The sequence below is a fragment of the Pseudomonas marincola genome, assembly GCF_900116605.1.
Taxonomy (GTDB): Bacteria; Pseudomonadota; Gammaproteobacteria; order Pseudomonadales; family Pseudomonadaceae; genus Aquipseudomonas; species Aquipseudomonas marincola.
Genome location: NZ_FPBC01000001.1, coordinates 768,586 through 790,370, shown reverse-complemented (window position 1 = coordinate 790,370; position 21,785 = coordinate 768,586). Strand labels below are relative to the sequence as shown.

General features: G+C 59.8%; 17 protein-coding genes. 10 read left to right on the top strand and 7 right to left on the bottom strand.

The window, feature by feature from the left end:
- The first annotated feature begins 24 nt into the window (after positions 1 to 24).
- Both recJ and BM395_RS03805 read left to right on the top strand, forming a co-directional pair.
- Positions 25 to 1,740 (top strand): single-stranded-DNA-specific exonuclease RecJ, encoded by a 1,716-nt coding sequence (gene recJ / locus BM395_RS03810; RefSeq protein ID WP_090508948.1) that lies wholly within the window; start codon positions 25 to 27, stop codon positions 1,738 to 1,740.
- 226 nt (positions 1,741 to 1,966) lie between these two features.
- Complete coding sequence (locus BM395_RS03805; protein ID WP_090508947.1) at positions 1,967 to 2,737, top strand: tellurite resistance TerB family protein; 771 nt, start codon at positions 1,967 to 1,969, stop codon at positions 2,735 to 2,737.
- Positions 2,738 to 3,088: 351 nt separating this feature from the next.
- Here the strand turns inward: BM395_RS03805 and BM395_RS03800 are convergent, their stop codons facing one another.
- The 7 genes from BM395_RS03800 to BM395_RS03770 all read right to left on the bottom strand — a co-directional run bounded on the left by BM395_RS03800 (position 3,089) and on the right by BM395_RS03770 (position 11,370).
- Entirely contained in the window at positions 3,089 to 4,513 is a 1,425-nt protein-coding gene (locus BM395_RS03800; protein WP_090508946.1) for a gamma-aminobutyraldehyde dehydrogenase, read from the bottom strand.
- Positions 4,514 to 4,577: 64 nt separating this feature from the next.
- Complete coding sequence (locus BM395_RS03795; RefSeq protein ID WP_090508945.1) at positions 4,578 to 5,387, bottom strand: ABC transporter permease; 810 nt, start codon at positions 5,385 to 5,387, stop codon at positions 4,578 to 4,580.
- Positions 5,377 to 6,327 (bottom strand): ABC transporter permease, encoded by a 951-nt coding sequence (locus BM395_RS03790; RefSeq protein ID WP_090508944.1) that lies wholly within the window; start codon positions 6,325 to 6,327, stop codon positions 5,377 to 5,379. The genes BM395_RS03795 and BM395_RS03790 overlap by 11 nt, the downstream gene beginning before the upstream one ends.
- 1 nt (position 6,328) lies before the next feature.
- Positions 6,329 to 7,369 carry an ABC transporter ATP-binding protein gene (locus BM395_RS03785; RefSeq protein ID WP_090508943.1) on the bottom strand — a complete coding sequence of 347 codons (1,041 nt, stop codon included), beginning with the start codon at positions 7,367 to 7,369 and terminating at the stop codon, positions 6,329 to 6,331.
- A 269-nt stretch (positions 7,370 to 7,638) separates the two neighbouring features.
- The gene (gene ydcS / locus BM395_RS03780; protein ID WP_090508942.1) at positions 7,639 to 8,790 is read right to left on the bottom strand and encodes a putative ABC transporter substrate-binding protein YdcS; all 1,152 of its coding nucleotides are present in this window, start codon (positions 8,788 to 8,790) and stop codon (positions 7,639 to 7,641) included.
- 92 nt (positions 8,791 to 8,882) lie between these two features.
- The gene (locus tag BM395_RS03775) at positions 8,883 to 10,349 is read right to left on the bottom strand and encodes a gamma-aminobutyraldehyde dehydrogenase (protein ID WP_090508941.1); all 1,467 of its coding nucleotides are present in this window, start codon (positions 10,347 to 10,349) and stop codon (positions 8,883 to 8,885) included.
- A gap of 109 nt (positions 10,350 to 10,458) precedes the next feature.
- Positions 10,459 to 11,370 carry a LysR family transcriptional regulator gene (locus BM395_RS03770; RefSeq protein ID WP_069899538.1) on the bottom strand — a complete coding sequence of 304 codons (912 nt, stop codon included), beginning with the start codon at positions 11,368 to 11,370 and terminating at the stop codon, positions 10,459 to 10,461.
- Positions 11,371 to 11,609: 239 nt separating this feature from the next.
- Between BM395_RS03770 and BM395_RS03765 the strand changes: the two genes are divergently transcribed.
- The 8 genes from BM395_RS03765 to cheB all read left to right on the top strand — a co-directional run bounded on the left by BM395_RS03765 (position 11,610) and on the right by cheB (position 21,783).
- Positions 11,610 to 12,389 (top strand): tellurite resistance TerB family protein, encoded by a 780-nt coding sequence (locus BM395_RS03765; RefSeq protein WP_090508940.1) that lies wholly within the window; start codon positions 11,610 to 11,612, stop codon positions 12,387 to 12,389.
- A 145-nt stretch (positions 12,390 to 12,534) separates the two neighbouring features.
- Positions 12,535 to 14,187 (top strand): GMC family oxidoreductase, encoded by a 1,653-nt coding sequence (locus BM395_RS03760; protein WP_090508939.1) that lies wholly within the window; start codon positions 12,535 to 12,537, stop codon positions 14,185 to 14,187.
- Between the two features lie 137 nt (positions 14,188 to 14,324).
- Positions 14,325 to 15,965 carry a methyl-accepting chemotaxis protein gene (locus tag BM395_RS03755; protein WP_069899535.1) on the top strand — a complete coding sequence of 547 codons (1,641 nt, stop codon included), beginning with the start codon at positions 14,325 to 14,327 and terminating at the stop codon, positions 15,963 to 15,965.
- A 4-nt stretch (positions 15,966 to 15,969) separates the two neighbouring features.
- Positions 15,970 to 16,494, top strand: coding sequence for a chemotaxis protein CheW (locus BM395_RS03750; protein WP_280142207.1), 525 nt, complete (start codon positions 15,970 to 15,972; stop codon positions 16,492 to 16,494).
- The gene (locus BM395_RS03745; RefSeq protein ID WP_090508938.1) at positions 16,487 to 17,755 is read left to right on the top strand and encodes a CheR family methyltransferase; all 1,269 of its coding nucleotides are present in this window, start codon (positions 16,487 to 16,489) and stop codon (positions 17,753 to 17,755) included. Before BM395_RS03750 ends, BM395_RS03745 begins: the two co-directional genes overlap by 8 nt.
- Positions 17,748 to 18,422 (top strand): chemotaxis protein CheW, encoded by a 675-nt coding sequence (locus tag BM395_RS03740; RefSeq protein WP_090508937.1) that lies wholly within the window; start codon positions 17,748 to 17,750, stop codon positions 18,420 to 18,422. The genes BM395_RS03745 and BM395_RS03740 overlap by 8 nt, the downstream gene beginning before the upstream one ends.
- Entirely contained in the window at positions 18,419 to 20,782 is a 2,364-nt protein-coding gene (locus BM395_RS03735; RefSeq protein ID WP_090508936.1) for a hybrid sensor histidine kinase/response regulator, read from the top strand. The genes BM395_RS03740 and BM395_RS03735 overlap by 4 nt, the downstream gene beginning before the upstream one ends.
- Positions 20,779 to 21,783: a chemotaxis response regulator protein-glutamate methylesterase gene (gene cheB, locus BM395_RS03730; RefSeq protein WP_090508935.1), complete on the top strand. Its 1,005-nt coding sequence runs from the start codon at positions 20,779 to 20,781 to the stop codon at positions 21,781 to 21,783. Before BM395_RS03735 ends, cheB begins: the two co-directional genes overlap by 4 nt.
- The last annotated feature ends 2 nt before the right edge of the window (positions 21,784 to 21,785 follow it).

Genomic DNA, 21,785 nt, shown 5'->3' with positions numbered 1-21,785 from the left:
TGCAGCTCATCTGGAATTTGATTTATGCGTATTGAACCTCGTCCATTGCCACAGATTCTGCCGAATCTGGGCGCTCTGCCGCCGTTACTGACTCGCTTGTATGCCACCCGTGGGGTGCAATCGGTCGAAGAGTTGGACAAGGGGCTGGCGCGGCTGATCCCGTATCAACAACTGAAGGGCATGGATGCAGCCGTCGAGTTGCTGGTGAGCGCTTTGCAGCAGCGCGAGCGGATTTTGATCGTTGGTGATTTTGACGCAGATGGCGCAACAGCCAGCACCGTCGGTGTGCTCGGTTTACGCCTGCTGGGCGCAGCGCATGTTGAATATCTGGTGCCCAATCGGTTCGAGTTCGGCTACGGCCTGACCCCGGAAATTGTCGCGGTGGCCTTGAACTCTCAGCCACAATTGCTGATGACTGTGGATAACGGCATTTCCAGCGTTGAAGGCGTTGCAGCAGCCAAGGCTGCCGGCCTGAAAGTGTTGGTGACCGATCACCACCTGCCCGGCCCCGAGCTGCCGGCGGCGGATGCCATCGTCAACCCCAACCAGCCGGATTGCAGTTTCCCGAGCAAAGCGCTGGCGGGCGTCGGGGTGATGTTTTACGTGCTGCTGGCGCTGCGCGCGCGGCTGCGTGACACTGGCTGGTTTGCCCAGCAGGGGCTGGCCGAGCCGAACCTTGCCGAGTTGCTGGATTTGGTCGCCCTCGGCAGTGTGGCGGATGTGGTGCCGCTGGATGCCAACAACCGGATTCTGGTCCATCAAGGCTTGGCGCGGATTCGTGCTGGTCGTGCGCGACCGGGTTTGCGCGCAATATTAGAGGTGGCAGGGCGTCATCATGGACGCATTACCTCAACCGATCTGGGCTTTATTCTCGGCCCGCGTCTGAATGCGGCGGGGCGTCTGGATGACATGAGTCTGGGCATTGAATGCCTGCTCTGCGAAGACGAAGCGCTGGCCCGAGACATGGCCGTTGAACTCGACCAGCTCAATCAGGATCGCAAAGCCATCGAGCAGGGCATGCAACGTGAAGCGCTGGCACAACTCAAGGATTTGCCAGTCGCCGATATGCCGTTTGGCCTGTGCTTGTTCGAGGCCGATTGGCATCAGGGCGTGATCGGCATTCTTGCCTCGCGCCTGAAAGAGCGTTACCACCGTCCAACCATCGCCTTTGCCGATGCCGGTGACGGCGTGCTCAAAGGTTCGGCGCGTTCAGTGCCGGGCTTTCATATTCGCGATGCGCTGGACGCCGTCGCCGCCAAGCATCCAGGGCTTATCAGCAAGTTTGGTGGGCACGCGATGGCGGCGGGTTTGTCACTACCATCCATCAACTTCCCGGCGTTTGCCGAGGCGTTCGATCAGGAAGTGCGCCGTCAGTTGGTCGAGGATGATCTGACAGGCCGACTGCTTTCCGATGGCACTTTGTCGATCGAGGAATACAACCTGGAACTGGCGCGTGCATTGCGTAACGCCGGGCCGTGGGGCCAGCATTTCCCCGAGCCGTTATTTCACGGCATTTTCCAGGTCGTCCAACAGCGTCTGGTGGGTGAGCGACACCTGAAAATGGTTTTGAAAACCGAATGCGGCGGCCAGACACTGGATGCCATCGCATTCAATATCGACCGCGAGCAATGGCCCAATCCCACGGTGCGTTGGGTCGAGTTGGCCTACAAACTCGACGTCAACGAATACAAAGGTAACGAGACCGTGCAGCTGATGGTGGCGCATCTTTCGGCGCGTTAACGGTTCGAGTCGTGCTGCGTTCAGCCTTCAGAGTTGTGTTTTGAATTAGAGGGTTTGGGCGCGGGGCGCCTTGACGGATTGCGCCTTGGCGCTATCCATCCTCCGTGTTTGTGGGGTTGTAGGAATTTTCCGAAATATCTGGATGCACTCTGACGCGTGGTTTGCGCAACTGCGGCGGGTAAATTGGGGTCTGTTAAGGATCGCAATCAATCCTCTGGAGATGACCATGAATACCCGTAGTTTGCTCGACCAACTGCTCAAGTCTGGTCAGGATATGTTGCAGCAACCCTCGCGCAATTCCTCCAACAGCAATGCCAATAACGTCAATACCCAAAGTAGCGGTGGCGGTGGCATTAGCGATTTGCTCGGCAGCGTAATGGGCGGCAAGGGCGGCGGCTCAAGCAACCTCGGCAGCCTGCTTTCCGGTGCCAGCGGTGGTGCGTTGGCTGCGGGTGCCATGGGTTTGTTAATGGGCAGCAAGAAAGCCCGCAAAATCGGCGGCAAGGCCCTGACGTATGGCGGCCTCGCGGCGTTGGGCGTGGTGGCGTACAAGGCTTACGGCAACTGGCAAGCGCAGCAAGCCGGCAGTGTTCAGCAAGAGCCGCAAACACTCGACCGCCTGCCCGCTCCGCAGGTTGAACAACACAGCCAGGCAATACTCAGGGCATTGGTAGCGGCGGCCAAAGCCGACGGCCACGTTGATGCGCGTGAGCGGCAATTGATTGAAGGCGAACTGGGCAAGCTGGTGCAGGACGCCGAGCTGCAACACTGGCTCGAAGCCGAACTGAACAAACCGCTAGATCCCGCCGAAGTCGCACGCGCCGCGACCACCCCGGAAATGGCCGCAGAAATGTACATCGCCAGCGTGTTGATGGTGGATGAAGAACACTTCATGGAGCGCGCTTACCTGCAGGAACTGGCCAAGCAACTCAAGCTCGATCCGGCGCTGCAAACCGAGCTGGAGAAACAGGTGCGCGTTGAGTTGGGCGCTCAGTAAGGGACGCTTTGAGGTTTATCCGGTGAGCGATTGGTTGTTGGTTTGAATCAAATGCCAGCGTGTTTACCCGTGAGATTGTAATGACGGATTAACCTTCGGTTTATCCATCCTCCGTCGGGTATATAGGTTTTAACGGGGCGAAGTGCAGCGTACATACGTACGCAGCACTTCGCCCCGCTTCACAACAAGCTCTTTGTTTTTTGCTCTGTGCTCTTCAAATCCCAGCCCTTGAGTGCGGCTCGGGCAGGCTGGCGTAGGCGTGGAATGGGGAGAAGCGGCGGAGCGTACATAAGTACGTGAGCACTTCGAGCCGTTTCACAACACCCGCCAGCCAAGCGAGCCACGCTCAAATCAATGTTTGAACATGATGTGGCGCACCGCTGTGTAATCCTCGAGCCCGTACATGGACATGTCCTTGCCGTAACCCGACAGCTTCTGCCCGCCGTGCGGCATTTCGCTCACCAGCATGAAGTGCGTGTTTACCCAGGTGCAGCCATATTGCAAACGTGCAGCCAGGCGGTGCGCGCGCCCGACATCTTGAGTCCACACCGAAGAAGCCAGGCCGTAATCGGAATCGTTGGCCCATTCCAGCGCTTGTGCTTCGTCTTCAAACTCGGTGACTGAAACCACAGGCCCGAACACTTCGCGCTGGACGATTTCGTCGTCCTGGCGTGCGCCGGCGAGTACGGTCGGCTCAAAGAAGAAACCGTCGCCGGCAACCTTTTTACCGCCCGTCACTACGCTGATGTGCGGCTGAGCAGCGGCGCGCTGAACAAAACCATCAACGCGATCACGATGCTCGGCAGTAATCAGCGGGCCAAGCTCGGTTTGCGGGTCATCCTGCAGGCCATACTTGATGCTGCTGACGGCCTCGCCGAGGGCTTTGACGAATTTCTGGTAAATCCCTTTCTGCGCATAGATTCGGCAGGCGGCGGTGCAGTCTTGTCCGGCGTTGTAGAAGCCGAAACTGCGGATGCCCTCAACGGCGGCGTCGATGTCGGCGTCGTCGAAAATCAGCACCGGCGCCTTGCCGCCCAACTCCATGTGCATGCGCTTAACGGTGTCAGCAGTGCTGGAGATAATATTCGAGCCCGTGGCCACGGAACCGGTGAGTGAGACCATGCGCACTTTGCTGTGCGTGGTCAGCGGCTGGCCCACGGAAGGGCCGCGGCCGAAGACGATATTGACCACGCCAGCGGGGAAGATTTCAGCCAGCAGTTCGCCCAATTTAAGGGCGGTCAGTGGTGTTTGCTCGGAAGGCTTGAGCACCACGGTATTGCCCGCGGCGAGTGCCGGTGCGATTTTCCACGCGACCATCATCAGCGGGTAGTTCCACGGCGCAATCGAAGCCACCACGCCAATCGGGTCGCGGCGGATCATCGAGGTGTGGCCCGGCAGGTATTCACCTGCTGCCGAGCCGTTAAGGCAGCGACTGGCTCCGGCGAAGAAGCGGAATACGTCGGCAATGGCCGGGATTTCATCGCCCAGGGCGGCGGCGTATGGCTTGCCGCAGTTGTCGGATTCGAGCTTGGCGAAAGTTTCCGCCTGCGCTTCAATGGCATCGGCCAAGCGCAACAGCAGCAGCGAGCGATCTTTTGGCGCGGTTTGCGACCAGCTTTCAAACGCCGCATCGGCGGCTTGAACGGCGGCATCGACCTGCTCGCTGCTGGCCTCGTTGATGTGCAGCAGTGCCGTTCCAAGAGACGGATTGAGCACTGGCTGGCTGGCGCCTTCGCCGTTAACGAGTTGGCCGTTGATGAGCATTTTGCTTTGCATCTGTGCAATCCTCTTGTCGGAATTTATTAGCTGCGTGTCACGCGCACGCAGTGGTTTGAATTGGTTATTTGCCGCCGCTACCCGCGACGCTTTCGCTGCTCTTGGTCAGGTAATACGCACCCAGAATCGGCACCATGGTCACCAGCATCACCATCATGGCGACGACGTTGGTCACCGGCACATCGCGCGGGCGGCTCAGTTGGTTGAGCAGCCACAGCGGCAGCGTCCGTTCGTGGCCAGCGGTAAAGGTGGTGACGATAATTTCATCGAACGACAGGGCAAACGCGAGCATGCCGCCGGCCAGCAGTGCCGAGCTGAGGTTGGGCAGAATGATGTAGCGGAAGGTCTGCCAGCCATCTGCACCGAGGTCCATGCTGGCTTCGATCAGGCTGTGCGAGGTGCGACGAAAGCGGGCGATCACGTTGTTGTAGACGATCACCACACAGAACGTTGCGTGGCCGATCACGATGGTCATAACTCCCGGCTCGATACCGAAGCGTTTGAAGGCTGCCAGCAAGGCCAGGCCGGTAATAATGCCGGGCAGGGCAATTGGCAGAATCAGCAGCATCGAGATGCTCTCCTTGCCGAAGAAGTCGCGGCGATACAGCGCCGCTGCCGCCAGTGTGCCGAGCACCATGGCGATCAGCGTGGCGATGCTGGCGATTTGCAGCGACAGCTTGATCGATTCAAGTACATCCTCCCGCGCAAACGCCACGCTGAACCAATCCAGGGTGAAGCCTTGCGGTGGAAAACTGAAGGCCGCGTCTTCGGTGTTGAAGGCGTACAAAAAGATGATGAAGATCGGGAAGTGCAGGAATACCAGCCCGCCCCATGCGGCGATCTTCAGGCCCAGCGAAGCTTTTTCAGAGTGCATCGAAGGCCCCCAGACGTTTGACGACAGACAAATAAATGGCGATTAACACAATCGGCACCAGGGTGAAGGCGGCGGCCATCGGCATGTTGCCGATCGCGCCTTGCTGGGCGTAGACCATGCTGCCGATGAAGTAGCCGGGCGGGCCGATAAGTTGCGGCACGATGAAGTCGCCGAGGGTCAGTGAGAAAGTGAAGATCGAACCCGCCGCAATGCCTGGAATCGACAGCGGCAAGATCACCTGCACAAACGTCTGCCAAGGCCGTGCGCCAAGGTCGCTGGAGGCTTGTAGCAGGGAAGGCGGCAGGCGTTCCAGTGCGGCCTGAATCGGCAAAATCATGAACGGCAGCCAGATGTAGATAAACACGAAGAAGCGGCCCAGGTGCGAGGTCGACAACGTGCTGCCGCCCACGCCGGGAATGCCCAGAATGAATTGCAGCAGCGGGGTCAGGCCCATGTGCTCAACGAACCACTGCGCCACGCCGCCTTTGGCCAGAAGCAAGGTCCAGGCGTAGGCCTTGACGATGTAACTGGCCCACATTGGCATCATCACCGCGATGTAGAAAAACGCCTTGGTTTTGCCGGTGGTGTAGCGCGCCATGTAATAGGCAATCGGGAATGCGATCAGGGCGCTGCCAATCGAAACGGCAATGGCCATGCTCACTGTGCGCACGATGATGTCGAAGTTGGCCGGCTGGAACAGCGCCGTGAAGTTGGCCGTGGTCAGTTCCGGCAGCACCGTCATGCTGAAGTCGTCGAAGGTGTAAACACCTTGCCAGAGCAGGTTGAGCAACGAGCCCAGGTAAATTGCGCCGAACCACACCAGCGGCGGAATCAGCAACATCGACAGGTACAGGTTGGGCTTGCGGTAGAGCAGGCTCGACAGTCGATTCATCACGCCTTGGCGTTGCTCGGCGACCGCGATAGGAGTGGAAATTTGCATGTCAACGAGCCTCGGTTGCGGCGTTGTCATGCAGCGTGACCATCGCTTCCCGTGGCCAGCGCGCAGTCACTTGCTGGCCCAGCGTTAGCGGCTGTGCCTGAGTTTCCCACTGCGAGTTGGCCTGGCTGATGCTGAGGTTTTCGCCGTTATCGAGCTTCAGTTCGAATCGCGTGGCCGCGCCCTGATACTGAATATCGTGGAGTACGCCGCTGAGTTCGACGTGCTCGCTGGAGGCGGCGCCTTCGGCAAATTGAATATGTTCCGGGCGAATCGAGAACGGCTGCGCGCTGCCAGTCAGGCGTTGGGCGATTTCACCGCGCAGCACATTCGAGGTGCCGACGAACTCGGCCACAAACGGTGTGGCCGGCTTCATGTAAAGATTGCGCGGGGTGTCGACCTGCTCGATCCGGCCTTTGTTGAACACCGCCACACGGTCCGACATCGACAGGGCTTCGGTCTGGTCGTGGGTGACGAAAATGAAGGTAATACCCAGCTGGCGCTGAAGCTTCTTCAGTTCGCCCTGCATTTGTTCACGCAACTTCAAGTCGAGTGCGCCGAGTGGCTCATCGAGGAGCAATACGCGCGGGCGGTTGACCAGTGCGCGGGCCAATGCCACACGCTGGCGCTGGCCACCCGAAAGCTGTGCCGGTTTACGATCGCCATAACCGGCGAGGGCGACCATGCCCAGTGCCTCTTCAGCACGGTTGAGGCGTTCGGACTTGCCCACGCCTTTAACCTTCAAGCCATAGGCCACGTTGTCGCGAACGTTCATGTGCGGGAACAGGGCGTAGTCCTGGAAGACGGTATTAACGTCGCGCTGGTACGGCGCAAGGCCAACGGCCTCGACCCCGTGAATTCGGATTGAGCCGGCGCTCGGGTGTTCAAATCCGGCGATCAGGCGCAAACAGGTGGTTTTGCCAGAGCCGGAAGGGCCCAGCATGGAAAAGAATTCTCCGTCCTGGATGTCGATGGACACCCGGTCTACGGCTCTTACGTCGCCGAATACGCGGGACACATCGGTGAATTGCACTGCAAGGGTCATGTCAAAAAACTCCAGGAGAAAAATAATCCATCCACGCCATCGTTCAGGCTTGCCGACACAGAACGTCGGTGCCGATGGATCTAAAGCTGTCTAGCTACGCAAAAAAATTACCCAATGGGCGTGTGGCTTGCTCCGCCCCAGCAATCTCAAAAACAGCGAAGAGATGCGTTTCATGGCGCAGCACGACGCCACGTTAACCAGCCGCTAGGCGAGCGTTGTGCGTTAACACAACGCCGCCCACGGATCGCGCAATCAGCGCGAGGTGAGAGTTACCGGCCGCCCATGATGGCGATGTAGTCCTGAGTCCAGCGGCTGTAGGGCACGTACTTGCCGCCTTCGGACTGTGGGGTTTTCCAGAAGGCAATCTTGTCGAAGTTGTCGAAACCGTTGGTTTTGCAGCCCTCGGCGCCGAGCAGTTCGTTGCCTTCACACGCCGCCGGTACGGCAGGCAGCGAGCCAAACCAGGCCGCGACGTCGCCCTGAACCTTGTTGTCCAGTGACCAGTTCATCCACTGATAGGCGCACGATGGATGCTTGGCATCGGCGTGCAGCATGGTGGTGTCGGCCCAGCCGGTAGCGCCTTCAGCCGGTACGGTCGAGGCAATTGGCTGCTTTTCGAGTTGCAGGGCGTTGACCTGATATGGCCAGGAACCGGACGCCATCACGCCTTCGTTTTTGAAGTCGCTCATTTGCACGGTTGCGTCATGCCAGTAGCGGTGGATTAGCTCGTGTTGCTGGCGCAGCAGATCAAGCACGGCGGCGTATTGTTTCTCGTCGAGCAGGTACGGGTCTTTGATGCCCAATTCCGGCTGCGCGGTTTTCAGGTACAGCGCGGCGTCGGCGATGTAGATCGGGCCGTCATAAGCTTGCACGCGGCCTTTGTTGCTCTTGCCGTCGGGCAGGGTGGTTTCCTTGAATACGACGCTCCAGCTGGTCGGCGCTTGCTTGAACAGCTCGGCGTTGTACATCAGCACGTTCGGGCCCCACTGGTACGGCGTGCCGTAATGCGTGCCGTTAACGGTGTGCCACGGTGCATCTTGCAGACGCTTGTCGACGTTCTTCCAGTTGGCGATCAGTGCGGTGTTGATCGGCTGTACGCGCTTGCCCGCGACCAAACGCAAGGAGGCGTCACCCGATGCCGTAACCAGATCGTAGCCGCCCTTGGCCATAAGGCTGACCATTTCATCCGAGGTGGCGGCGGTTTTAACGTTGACCATGCAACCGGTCTGCTTCTCGAAGCCGGTAACCCAGTCATAGCCTTTGTCGGTTTCGCCACGCTCGATATAGCCAGGCCAGGCGATGATATCCAGTTGGCCTTCGCCTTTGCCGATCGATTGCAGCGCTTCTGCAGCGTTGACGCTACCGGCGGCCAGCAGCGCAGTTGAGAGTGCGCTGAGGAGCAGAGTTTTTTTCACGATCATCGGAGTTCCCTCTTTTCTATTGTTAGGTCGGGGCAGTTAAACGTCGTGCAACAGGTGCCCTTATGGGCGACTTCATCAATTGTTATGTCTGTTCAATCCAGGGCGTTGCCGTGGCGCGCCATGATGTGGCGCACCACGCTGTAGTCCTGCAGAGAGTCACTGGATAAATCCTTGCCGTAACCGGAGCGCTTCATGCCGCCGTGGGGCATTTCGCTGGCGAGCATGAAGTGGCTGTTGATCCAGGTGCAGCCGTATTGCAGGCGCGCGGCCACCTGCATGGCCTTGTCCAGATTCTGTGTCCACACCGAAGAGGCAAGGCCGTATTCGGAGTCGTTTGCCCAGTCCACCGCCTGCTCAAGCTGGTCAAAGCGGGTCACCGTGACGACTGGCCCGAACACTTCGCGCTGGACGATTTCATCGTTCTGCCGACAGCCCGCCAGCAAGGTTGGCTGGTAATAGAAACCGGGGCCGGAGTGCACGGCTGCGCCTGTGACGCGCTCGATGTGCGGCTGGCCGAGCGCGCGCTCTACAAAGCTGGCCACGCGGTCACGTTGGCGCGCGCTGATCAGCGGGCCGAGTTCGTTGTCTTCATCACGTTTGCGGGCAAAGCGCAGGCTGCTGACCGCGTCACCCAGTTCAGCGACCAGGCGATCATGAATACCGGCTTGTGCGTAGATGCGGCAGGCAGCTGTGCAGTCCTGCCCGGCGTTGTAATAACCGTAGCTGCGCACGCCTTCGATTACGGCTTGCAGATCGGCGTCGTTGCAGACAATCACCGGCGCTTTGCCGCCCAGTTCAAGATGGGTGCGCTTGAGCGTCTTGGCAGCGGTCTGGAGGATTTTCTGCCCGGTAACGATGTCGCCGGTGAGCGAGACCATGCGCACTTTGGGATGGCCAACCAAGTGGCTGCCAACACCTTCGCCGCCGCCACAGACAATATTCAACACGCCTGCCGGCAGAACTGTGTTGAGCATCGGCGCGAGCGCCAGAATCGATAACGGAGTGTGTTCGGACGGTTTGAAAACCAGGGTGTTGCCTGCCGCCAATGCCGGTGCGATTTTCCAAGCGGCCATCATCAGCGGGTAATTCCACGGTGCAATCGAGGCGATCACGCCAATCGGATCACGGCGCACCATGCTGGTGTAGCCGGGAATATATTCACCAGACAACTGACCGCTTTGGCAGCGCACCGCGCCGGCAAAGAAACGGAAGACATCCACTGCCGCACTCAGGTCATCCTGACGGGCCAGATGCAGGGGCTTGCCGCAGTTGAGGGCTTCGAGGCGGGCGAGCGAATCGGCGTTGCGTTCGATTACATCGGCAATTGCCAGCAAGCATACCGAGCGCTGTTGCGGTGTGGTGCGCGACCAACTGGAGAAGGCTTCATGGGCCGCGACGATAGCGGCTTCAACCTGTTCGGCAGAGGCTTCGTGAACATGCGCAAGGGTTTCACCGGTTGCCGGATTGAGCACGGTTTCCGGCGCGCCGCTGCCAAGCACCAGTTCACCGTTGATCAGCAGGTGATGGCTTAGCGGAGTCAGGGTGGCGGAGCTTGCCATAGTTTCTGTGCTCTATTGTTTGCGCGGGTAGCGCAGTTCTTATAGTGCGATAGAGACTAGATGGCCTGATCGGTGCCTACAATTTCTTAATACTGAAGGTGGTGTTCGATTAAATAGATGGCTTGCGCCCGGTTGGCAGCTCGCGGGCTACGGTCAGAAACGGGTCAACCAGCGCGGGACGCGCCGTGCCGCGGCGCCAGGCCAAGCCCACATCGAGAGTCTGAGTCAGGTCGACCACCGAGCGCGCTTCAATAATGTCGCCCTCCAGCGACCACGGCCGATACGTCATGTCTGGCTGGATGGATATGCCAAGGCCGGCCGCCACCAAACTTCGCACCGCTTCGGTCGAGCCGGTGCGCAGGGTGATGTTGGGTTGCAGGCCGGCACCACTCCAGATGCGCTGGGCGTTGAGGCCCATTTCATCGACATTCATCTGGATTAACGGCTCGCTAACAATGTCGGCCAGGCTGATGCTGTCGAGTTCCAGCAACGCGTGCTGCGGCGGCAGCCATAAGCGCAGTGGCGAGTGAGTGAGTACTTCTGTTTGCAGGGCGTGGCGGTCTTCGAGGTTGGACAAAATAAGCACGCCGACGTCGATCTCGCCGCTGACCAGCAAGTGCTCAATATAAGGGCGCTCATCTTCAAGTACGCGGATCTCAACGTTGGGGTAGGCGCGTTGAAAGCGGGTGAGCAGGTCGGCCAGGTAGTAACCGGCAACCAAGCTGGTTACGCCAATTGTCAGGCTGCCTGCAACAGTGTCGGTGCTTTGTTGCAGGCTGCGCTTGGCGTTATCCACAGTGGCCAGAATCAAGTGTGCCTGCCTCAGAAACTGATGGCCCTGATGGGTCAGTGACATACCTTTGGCGTGTCGATTGAACAGGCTCACGCCGATTTCTTCTTCGAGCTGCTGAATCGCCAGAGTCAGGGTCGATTGCGAAATAAACACCGCCTGAGCGGCGGCGGAGATCGAGCCGGTTTCGGCGACAGCGATGAAGTGGCGAATCTGGCGCAGGGTCATCATGGTGTTTTATGGCTGCTTTTGGCTGCGGTTTAAGCTGAATTTACAATAATGTAGCGATACTTTCGATTATTTAGATAGATCGATGGCTGTTTTATACCTTGATGTGGCAACTGCGTAAGCCGTTCGAGTTATTCGTCGAGCCGGCGTGATCCCGCCGTTTGGCGGACGCCATCGCGTGACTCCGGGCTTGGGCTATCTTCAATAGCCTGAATCGGCTGGATCTGCCGAAGGAGGCATCAATGAACACCAGTGATTTACTTGAGCAGTTACTCAAGTCCGGGCTCTCTGGGCAAGGCGGTGGCGGTCGCCAAAGCACCTCAGGGATGGGCGGTCTTGGCGGCGCGCTGGGTGGGGCGTTGGGCGGTTTATTGGGTGGAGGCGGCCAGAGTTCTGGAGCTTCTGGCGGTATGGGTGGTTTAGGCGGGCTGCTGGGCGGTTTGCTCGGCGGTGGGCCGTCCTCCGCAGCGCCAACTCAAGCCGGTGGGCGGCAACAGGGCTCAGGCGGCGGGATTAACTACAGCGGCCTGGCAACGCTGGGCATGCTGGCGTTTCAAGCCTACAGCGCCTGGCAACGTAATCAGGATTCCGGCGCGCAGACGGCTACCCGCAATGCGTTCGTTAATGCGCCGCAATCCGAAGAATTGCTGGCCGGACCTTCGGCTGGCCCTGAACTTGAGGAACGCAGCAATGCGGTGTTGCGGGCGCTGATTGCCGCCTCCAAGGCAGACGGGCGAATTGATGAGCAGGAGAAGAAACTGATTTACGCCGAGATTCACAAGCTCGCGGATGACCCCGGCCTGCAGGCGTGGCTGGATGCTGAGGTGCGTCGCCCGCTGAATCCGGCAGACGTTGCGATTGCGGCGAAAACCCCGGAAATGGCGGCGGAAATGTACTTGGCCAGCGCCTTGTTGGTGGGGCGTCAGGAGGGCGGCGAGCGAGTTTATCTGGACCAGTTGGCGCAGCATTTGGGGATAGAGCCCGGCTTGCAGGCGCATCTTGAGGAGCAGATCAACGCTTGATGCCCAGACCATTATTCAGCCGGTTGCCAGTGTGTGCGACAGGCTGAATGTTGGCTTATGTCTGCAACCTATGGCGTATGTCGTTCCTTCTGCGCGCGCGTTAGTCTGCGGGTCATCACTCACATGATCCGACCGCGAGGCGCACATGCAACCACTTCTTGATCGTTATGATTACCTGATTGTCGGCGCCGGCCCTGCGGGTTGTTTGCTGGCTAACAGGCTGTCGGCCGATCCGGCTGTTCGGGTGTTGCTGATCGAAGCGGGTGGGCGGGACAACTACCCGTGGATTCATATCCCTGTCGGCTATCTGTATTGCATCGGTAATCCGCGTACCGACTGGTGCTTTGAAACGGCCAGTGAGCCGGGCCTCAATGGCCGTTCGCTGAAATATCCGCGGGGGCGGGTGCTTGGCGGCAGCAGCTCAATCAACGGCATGATCTACATGCGCGGGCAATCGGCGGATTACGACGGTTGGGCCGCGCAGGGTAATTCGGGTTGGGCCTGGAGCGATGTATTACCGTTGTTCAAACGCTGTGAGAACCACTTTGCCGGTGACAGTGATATGCACGGCGGCAAGGGCGAGTGGAAGGTTTCTGAGCAGCGCCTGACCTGGCAGATACTTGAAGCGTTTCGGGAGGGCGCCGCGCAGAACGGTATTCCCAGCGTTGCGGATTTCAACACCGGCGATAACTTTGGTTGCAGCTATTTTCAGGTTAATCAGTCGGGCGGCGTGCGCTGGAATGCGGCCAAGGCTTTTCTGCGTGACATTAAACAGCGGCCCAATCTGCAGGTAATAACCGATACGCTGGTTGACCGGGTCGAGCTTAAGGATGACCGGGCCGAAGGATTGCGGTTGATTTATCAGGGCCAGCCAGTAACTGTACGCGCCAACCGTGAAGTCATTCTGTGTGCAGGCGCTATCGGCACCCCCGCATTGCTGCAACGCTCTGGCATTGGTCCGCGGCCATTGCTGGAAAAGCTCGGCATCGGCGTGCGCCATGAACTGCCCGGGGTGGGCGCCAATCTGCAGGACCATTTGCAGTTGCGGCTGATCTACAAGGTCAGCGGGGTTAAAACCCTTAATCAGATCGCCGCCAGCCTGTGGGGCAAAATGGGCATGGGCCTTGAATATATGCTCAAGCGCAGCGGGCCTTTGTCGATGGCGCCCAGCCAGCTCGGCGCATTTGCCCGCTCCAGCCCGGAACACGCCACGGCAAACTTGCAGTATCACGTACAGCCGCTTTCGCTGGAGCGTTTTGGCGATCCGCTGCATGAGTTTCCCGCATTCACCGCCTCGGTCTGCAACCTGCGCCCGCACAGCCGTGGGCAGGTGCAGATCAATTCGATTGATCCGGCTGCTGCGCCGCTTATTGCGCCCAACTACCTCAGTGACGAGCGCGACTTGCAGGTGGCAGCCGATGCGATTCGACTGACCCGAAAAATTGTCGCATCGCCCGCCTTGGCAGCTTATGAGCCGCGTGAATACAAACCGGGCCCTGCGTATCAGTCTCAAGCTGATTTGCAGCGCGCGGCCGGCGAAATCGGCACGACCATTTTCCACCCTGTAGGCACCTGCAAGATGGGCAACGATGCCGCCGCTGTGGTGGATGCGCAGTTGCGTGTGCACGGTATTCGCGGCCTGCGCATCGCCGATGCGTCAATCATGCCGACGATCATCTCAGGCAACACTTGCTCGCCGGTGGTGATGATTGCCGAAAAGGCCTCTGAACTAATTCTTCAGCAGCAGGCGAGTGCGGCCGATAACCAGGTGCATGCGCCAGACTTACTCCACGTTTAAACCGAGGGGCGGCTGATAAGTTTGCAGCGATTGCAGTTAGTCGCTTGCCCGGCAGCGGGCGAGCCTCTAGAGTCGCGTGCATAGCCTTGTGCGCTAAAACTGTAGGCATGCCTGCAAACTTGGAATCGGGGAATACTGTGAAGAACTGGTCTGTTCAGCTGCGCATCATCGCAAGCTTTGCTGTTGTGATCACCATCTTGCTGCTCATGGCGGCAGTTGCCTACAACCGCCTGGTAGTCGTGGAAAGAGGCGCGCAGTTGGTGCGTGATAACGCCGTTCCTGGCCTGTATCAGATATCGCGCATACGTAGTTCTTGGGTCGACCACATGCTGCTGACCCGCAAGGAATTGTTGGTTGCCTCGCAGAACAATGGCGTGGCCGAGTCGCAGTTATTGGATCAGGACGAGGCGCAGTTCAGCAAAACCGAGCAAGCGCTGGAACAAGACCTGAATATCTATGAAACCACTATTACCGAGGCGCATGAGCGCACCCTGATTGCCGAATTCAAGCAGCTGCGCAAGCAGTATCTGGGCTTGCACGAGCAGATGCTGGCGTTGCACAAGCAAGGTCGCAGTGCCGATGCCTTTGCCCTGAGTACCGGCCAGATGCTTGCAGACTGGCAGCAGGGCCGTGAAGTGTTGAACAAGCTGGTTGAAGTTAACCGCGATGTTGCGATTACCTCGGTGGCGGATATCCACGAGTCCGTGACCGAGCTGGAGCTGAGCATGCTGCTCGCCGTTTTACTCGCGGTTGCGTTGGCGGCGGTCAGTGGCTTCCTGTTGTTGCGGGCGATTACCCAGCCAATCGCGCAGGTGGTCAATACGCTCAAGATTATGGGCGGTGGTGATTTGTCGGTGCGCATGGATTTGCAGCGTAAAGACGAATTCAACGCCATCGAAGAAGGCTTCAACAACATGAGCGAAGCCCTTAAAGGGCTGGTGACTCAGGCTCAGCGCTCGGCCGTGCAGATGACCACCTCGGTGACCGAAATTGCCGCGACCTCCAAGCAGCAGCAAGCCACGGTGACAGAGACTGCCGCCACGACCACGGAAATCGGCGCTACTTCGCGGGAAATTACCGCGACCTCCCGTGATCTGGTGCGCACCATGAGTGAAGTCTCCAGCACCGCCGAGCACACCTCGGTGTTGGCCGGCTCCGGCCAGTTGGGCCTGACGCGCATGGAAGACACCATGCATCAGGTCATGGGTGCGGCGGATCTGGTAAACGCCAAGCTGGCGATACTCAACGAGAAGGCAGGCAATATCACGCAAGTGGTTACCACCATCGTCAAGTTTGCCGATCAGACCAACTTGCTGTCGCTCAACGCCGCGATTGAGGCGGAAAAGGCCGGTGAATATGGCCGTGGTTTTGCCGTGGTCGCCACCGAAGTACGACGTTTGGCCGACCAGACCGCCGTTGCCACCTACGATATCGAGCAGATGGTGCGCGAGATTCAGTCCGCGGTATCGGCCGGTGTCATGGGCATGGACAAATTCTCAGAAGAGGTCAGACGAGGAATCTCTGAGGTCGCGCAGGTTGGTGAGCAGCTCTCGCAGATTATTCAGCAGGTTCAGGCGCTGGCGCCGCGTGTGCAAATGGTCAACGAAGGCATGCAGGCGCAAGCCACCGGCGCGGATCAAATCAATCAGGCACTGGCCCAGTTGGGCGAGGCCAGCGGCCAGACAGTCGAATCATTGCGCCAGACCAGCTCGGCGATTGATGAGCTAAATCAGGTCGCCAACAGCTTGCGTACCGGCGTTAGCCGTTTCCGGGTATAAACCTGTGAACCGCAGCAGCGCCCGTTCTGCAGCGCAGCAGCGTGATGCGCTGTACCTGCTGTTTCGCATGGGTGACGACCGCTACGCACTGGCCGCGAAGGACATTGTCGCCATCTTGCCGTTGCCGCCGCTCAAGCAGGTCGCCGAGGCGCCGCACTGGGTGGCCGGATTGTTCAACTATCGCGGGCAGGTTTTGCCGGTGCTCGATCTGTCTGCCCGGGCTTTCGCACGCCCCGCCGAATTGCGCACCAGTACGCGGCTGGTGCTGGTGCACTACCGCCAGCAGCAAGACGCTGACGAGCCATTACTGACGGTGGGGCTGATTCTCGAACGGGTCAGTGAAACCCGGCGTATTAACGATGCCGCGTTCAGTGCCAGCCCGATGGCCGGGCAGCCTGAGTATCTCGGTGCGGTTCAGCCGGCAGTTGATGGTGTGCTGCAAAAAATCACGGTCGAGCAATTGCTCGACGCGGATTTACGCGCGTTTTTGCTGGGCGAGAACGCAGCGCAGGTGCGCAGCGATGCTTGAGCAATTTCAGCAATGGCTGCATCAGCGCATTGGCATGGATATCGAGTCCGTCGGCCATAGCGCTTTGGAGCGGGCAATCAAGCAGCGGCAACGTGCAGCGGGTACCGCCGATCCCGCGGCTTACTGGCAATTGCTGCAAGGCTCCAGTCGCGAGCAGCAGGCTTTGATTGAAGCGATTGTGGTGCCGGAGACCTGGTTTTTCCGTTACCCCGAATCCTTCGCCGTGCTCGGGCGTCTGGCTCAGGAACGGCTCACCAGCCTTGCCGGCAGTCGCCCGCTGCGCATCATCAGCTTGCCGTGTTCGACCGGCGAGGAACCCTATTCAATTGTGATGGCGTTGCTCGATGCCGGTATCGACAAGGCCCGCTTCAGTGTTGATGCGTTTGATATCAGCGAGCGCGTCGTGCAGCACGCCAAGGCCGGGGTATACGGACGCAATGCGTTTCGTGGCGATTACCTGACCTTTCAACGGCGCTATTTCAGCGCACGCGGCGATGCCTTTGAGTTGAATGCCGAGGTACGCGACAAGGTCAATTTCAGTTGCGCGAACCTGCTGGCCGCCCCGGTGCTGGCGACGCAGCCGCGTTATGACATGGTTTTTTGCCGCAACCTGCTGATTTATTTTGACCGGCCGACTCAGGAACAGGCGCTCAAAGTGCTCAAGGGTTTGCTGGATGAAAACGGCTCGCTGTTTACCGGGCCAGCAGAAGCCGGGCTGATGAGCAGCAATGGTTTGCGCGCGCTTGGGGTGCCGCTGAGTTTCGTGTTCCAGCGTGACCAGCGCCCGGCGAGGCCCGCACTGAACTATCGCCCGCCGGTGATTCCAGTCCCGGTTGCCCCGCCGATTTCTCGCCAGCCTGTTGCGCGACCGGCCGTCAGCAAAAAACCGGCCCTGAACAAGATTGAACCGGCCAAGTCGCCGAGCCCAGCTGCGAATCAGAGCGATGCTGCGGCGCTTGAGCTGAGCAATATCGAGCAGCTCGCCAACAGCGGTCGCAGTGATGAGGCCCGCGCCGCCTGCGAACGTTTGCTGGCAGAGCGCGGTGGTTCGGCCGGGGTTTTCTACTGGCTGGGCTTGCTCAGCGACGGCGCTGGCCAGGCCGATGCTGCGCAGAATTATTACCGTAAGGTTTTGTACATCGACCCGCATCACCGTGAGGCGCTGGCCCAGTTGGCACTGTTGCTCGCGGCCAAGGGCGATCTGGCCGGTGCCCGGCGATTGCAAGAGCGCGCCAGTCGTGGAGTGAAGCAAGATGGATGAGGGCGTTGGCGTGGGTGAAATGCCGGTGATTGACGACTGCTGGAAGCGCATTGGCGTATACGGTGACAAGAGTTGCGAGCGCTTGGCCAAACATGTGCATTGCCGCAACTGTGAGGTTTATGCCGAGGCGGCGGTGGTGTTGCTGGATCGCTACGGCGCGCTGCATCAGTACGAAGACGAACCGGCTCAGGCTGACACCGATGACATTGGCGAGACGCGTTCGACCCTGATTTTCCGGCTTGGCGATGAATGGCTGGGGCTGGCGACCCGCAGTCTGGTCGCGGTTGTTGCGCAAACCCCGATTCATTCGCTGCCGCATCAGCGCACACGCAGTCTGCTGGGCGTGACCAACGTCAATGGCGCGCTGGTCGCCTGTTTGTCGCTCAGCGAATTGCTCGGGCTGGAGGCTGCCAGCAGCGTTTCCAGCGAGCGCCGGGTAGTGCCGCGAATGCTGATTTTGCAGGGCGCGGACGGCGTATTGGTCAGCCCGGTGGATGAGGTTGAAGGCATTCATCCCTTGCCGCTCGCGGCCATCGTGCCGGCCAATCGCGCTGCCGGCCAAACAGCAGGGCAGTTTGCTCAGGGAGTCACGCAGTGGCGCGAGCGCAGTATTACCCTGCTGGATGAGCAATTGCTCCAGCACGCGATGGTCAGGAGCCTGCAATGACCCCGGATCAGATGAGGGACGCATCCCTGCTGGAGTTGTTCAAGCTCGAGGCTGAAGCGCAAACCCAGCTCTTGGGCGCAGGGCTTCTGGTGCTGGAGCGCGAGCCGCAGCATGCCGGGCAACTCGAAGCCTGCATGCGCGCCGCCCACTCACTCAAGGGCGCGGCACGTATTGTCGGGCTCGACCCCGGCGTCAAGATCGCCCACGCCATGGAAGACATTTTTGTCGCCGCGCAGGAGGGGCTGTTAACGCTGGCCTCTGAGCATATTGATGGCTTGCTGCAAGGCGCCGATATGCTCATGCAAATAGCCACGCCAGTCAGCGAGGCGGGTGCCGAGCAGCAAGCACAAGCGGTCAGCGCGCTGGTCGCACGTTTGCAGACCCTGTTTGTGCAGGGCTCGCCGGGCTTGGCCATGCCGACGCAGCCACCCGCCGCGACGGCTTCCGAGCCGCCAATCGTTGAGCCTGAAAGCGAACGTGATGCGCTGGATTTCACTGCACACACGCCAGCAGAAGCCAAGGCCGCAGAAAGCCTGCCAGCGTCTACTCCAGTGCAGTCGACCCTTGCCGAGGCAACTGGCGAGGGGCCTGCAGAGGCCGCTGAAACGGGCCGTGGCCGCGTACTGCGGGTGTCTTCGGCGCGGCTGGATCATCTGCTGGATATGTCGGGTAAGTCGCTGGTCGAGTTCCAGCAGACTACAGCGCTGAGCCAGTCATTAATGCGCCTCAAACGCACACAGGCGGCCGCCAGTAAAACCCTGGATAACCTGCGCGAAATTACCCAGCAGAGCGACCTCGATCCTGCCGCGCAGGCGTTGCTGGGCGAGGTGCGCAAGTTGCTCGGTGACAGCCAGCAGATGCTTGCCGAACACATGGAAGCATTCGATGACTTCGCCTGGCAGGGTAGTCGGCGCACCCAGCAGCTCTATGACGCCGCGCTGGAATCGCGCATGCGGCCCTTTGCCGACGTGCTCAAAGGGCAGGCGCGGATGGTGCGTGATCTGGGCCGCTCGCTGGGTAAGCAAGTGCGCTTGGATATCGAAGGCGAGTCGACACAGGTCGACCGCGATGTGTTGGAGCGCTTGGAAGCGCCACTGACACACTTGCTGCGTAATGCCGTGGATCACGGAATTGAAGACCCGCAAGTGCGCATCAATCAGGGCAAGCCTGCCGAGGGCCGGCTATTGCTGCGTGCCCGTCATCACGCTGGCATGCTCGCCCTGGAGCTGCACGATGACGGCGCGGGCGTTGACTTGCAGCGGCTGCGCACGGCGATTGTGGCGCGCAAGCTGGCGCCGCAGGATGCCGTGGAGCGCATGAGCGAAGATGAGCTGCTGGCCTTCCTGTTCCTGCCCGGTTTCAGCATGCGCGAAAGCGTTACCGAAGTATCGGGGCGTGGCGTCGGGTTGGATGCGGTGATGCATGAGGTGCGCCAGTTGCGCGGCGGGGTGCGCATGCAGCAGGTGGTCGGGGGCGGCAGTCGGTTCTTCATTGAAGTGCCGTTAACCCTTTCTGTGGTGCGCAGCCTGGTGGTTGAAATTGGCGGCGAAGCCTATGCCATTGCGCTGGCGCACATCGAGCGGATGATCCGCTTGCAGCCAGAGGACATTGTTCAACTCGAAGGGCGTCAGCACTTCTGGTATGAAAACCGCCATGTCAGCCTGGTGTCGGCCAGTCAGCTGTTGCAGAAGACTGACAAGCGCGGCGAGCAAACGGATATTGCCGTGGTGATTCTCAGCGACCGCGAACAGGTTTACGGCTTGGCGGTGGAGCGCTTCATTGGCGAGCGCACGCTGGTGGTCATGCCGCTTGACCGGCGCTTGGGCAAGGTCCGCGATGTGTCTGCCGGTGCCTTGCTGGATGACGGCACGCCGGTGCTGATCCTCGATGTGGAAGACCTGTGCAGCTCAATTGGCAAGCTCCTCGGCAGCGGCAGTTTGCAGCGGGTTGACCGCCGTGAACGGCAAGCCGGAGCGGCCGCGCGCAAGCGTGTACTGGTGGTCGATGACTCACTGACGGTACGTGAGCTGGAGCGCAAATTATTGTTGGCGCGCGGCTATGATGTGGCGGTAGCCGTAGACGGTATGGATGGCTGGAATGCGCTGCGCGCCGAGTCGTTTGACCTGCTGATTACCGATATCGACATGCCGCGCATGGACGGCATCGAACTGGTCGGGCTGGTTCGCCGCGACAGTCGCTTGCAGTCTCTGCCGGTCATGGTGGTGTCTTACAAAGACCGCGCCGAAGATCGCCAGCGCGGTCTGGATGCCGGAGCAGACTATTATCTGGCTAAGGCCAGCTTCCACGACGAAGCACTGCTGGATGCTGTGCAGCTACTGATTGGGGATGCGTCGCAATGAAGATAGGGATCGTCAATGACATGCCGCTTGCCGTCGAGGCGCTGCGGCGGGCACTTGCGCACGAGCCAAGGCATCAGGTGGTGTGGGTGGCGCACGATGGCCGCGAAGCGCTGGAGTGCTGCCTGGAAAATACCCCCGACGTGGTGCTGATGGACCTGCTGATGCCGGTCATGAACGGTGTCGAGGCAACGCGGCTGATTATGGCGCAAGCGCCGTGCGCGATCCTGATTGTCACCGCCGATATTCAGCGCAATATGGGCCTGGTGTTTGAGGCCATGGGCCACGGCGCGCTGGATGTGGTGGATACGCCGAGTCTGGGCGGCCCGCAAGGGCTGGATTCCAGTACGTTGCTGCGCAAGTTGCACAACATAAGCTGGGTGATTGGCCAGCCGGATAAAAAAGCCGCGACCATTCAGGCTAAGCCCCGCGCGACTGAAAACAACAAGCGTCTGGTCGCCATTGGCGCCTCGGCGGGCGGCCCGGCCTCGTTGCTGGAAGTGTTGAAGCAATTGCCGGTTACGTTTAATGCAGCCATTGTGCTGGTGCAGCATGTCGACGCCGAGTTCGCGGCGGGCATGGCCCATTGGCTGAGCAGTGAGTCGCAAATGCCGGTGCGGTTGGCGTGTGACGGTGAGTCGCCAAAACACGGTGAGGTTCTGCTGGCGGGCACCAATAATCATCTGTGCCTGCAGGCGGGTGGCCGGCTGGTTTATGCCGAAGAACCGCTTGGGCAGATATACCGGCCATCGATTGATGTCTTTTTTGATAGCCTTGCACAGCATTGGCGCGGCGATGCGGTTGGCGTATTGCTTACTGGCATGGGCCGCGATGGCGCGCAAGGGTTGAAACATATGCGTGAGCGCGGGTTTCTCACCCTCGCCCAGGACCAGAAGAGCTGTGCGGTCTACGGCATGCCTAAGGCGGCTGCTGCGATTGATGCAGCCGATGAAATTTTGCCGTTGGTCGATATCGCCCCGCGGTTGATGCGCGCGTTTGGCTAAAC

Coding starts and splice junctions, on each gene's coding strand:
- BM395_RS03745 (WP_090508938.1), top strand. CDS start 16,487: ATGCTTGAGCAATTTCAGCAATGGCTGCATCAGCGCATTGGCATGGAT.
- BM395_RS03805 (WP_090508947.1), top strand. CDS start 1,967: ATGAATACCCGTAGTTTGCTCGACCAACTGCTCAAGTCTGGTCAGGAT.
- BM395_RS03735 (WP_090508936.1), top strand. CDS start 18,419: ATGACCCCGGATCAGATGAGGGACGCATCCCTGCTGGAGTTGTTCAAG.
- BM395_RS03790 (WP_090508944.1), bottom strand. CDS start 6,327: ATGCAAATTTCCACTCCTATCGCGGTCGCCGAGCAACGCCAAGGCGTG.
- BM395_RS03785 (WP_090508943.1), bottom strand. CDS start 7,369: ATGACCCTTGCAGTGCAATTCACCGATGTGTCCCGCGTATTCGGCGAC.
- BM395_RS03775 (WP_090508941.1), bottom strand. CDS start 10,349: ATGGCAAGCTCCGCCACCCTGACTCCGCTAAGCCATCACCTGCTGATC.
- BM395_RS03800 (WP_090508946.1), bottom strand. CDS start 4,513: ATGCAAAGCAAAATGCTCATCAACGGCCAACTCGTTAACGGCGAAGGC.
- cheB (WP_090508935.1), top strand. CDS start 20,779: ATGAAGATAGGGATCGTCAATGACATGCCGCTTGCCGTCGAGGCGCTG.
- recJ (WP_090508948.1), top strand. CDS start 25: ATGCGTATTGAACCTCGTCCATTGCCACAGATTCTGCCGAATCTGGGC.
- BM395_RS03765 (WP_090508940.1), top strand. CDS start 11,610: ATGAACACCAGTGATTTACTTGAGCAGTTACTCAAGTCCGGGCTCTCT.
- BM395_RS03795 (WP_090508945.1), bottom strand. CDS start 5,387: ATGCACTCTGAAAAAGCTTCGCTGGGCCTGAAGATCGCCGCATGGGGC.
- BM395_RS03760 (WP_090508939.1), top strand. CDS start 12,535: ATGCAACCACTTCTTGATCGTTATGATTACCTGATTGTCGGCGCCGGC.
- BM395_RS03740 (WP_090508937.1), top strand. CDS start 17,748: ATGGATGAGGGCGTTGGCGTGGGTGAAATGCCGGTGATTGACGACTGC.
- BM395_RS03770 (WP_069899538.1), bottom strand. CDS start 11,370: ATGATGACCCTGCGCCAGATTCGCCACTTCATCGCTGTCGCCGAAACC.
- ydcS (WP_090508942.1), bottom strand. CDS start 8,790: ATGATCGTGAAAAAAACTCTGCTCCTCAGCGCACTCTCAACTGCGCTG.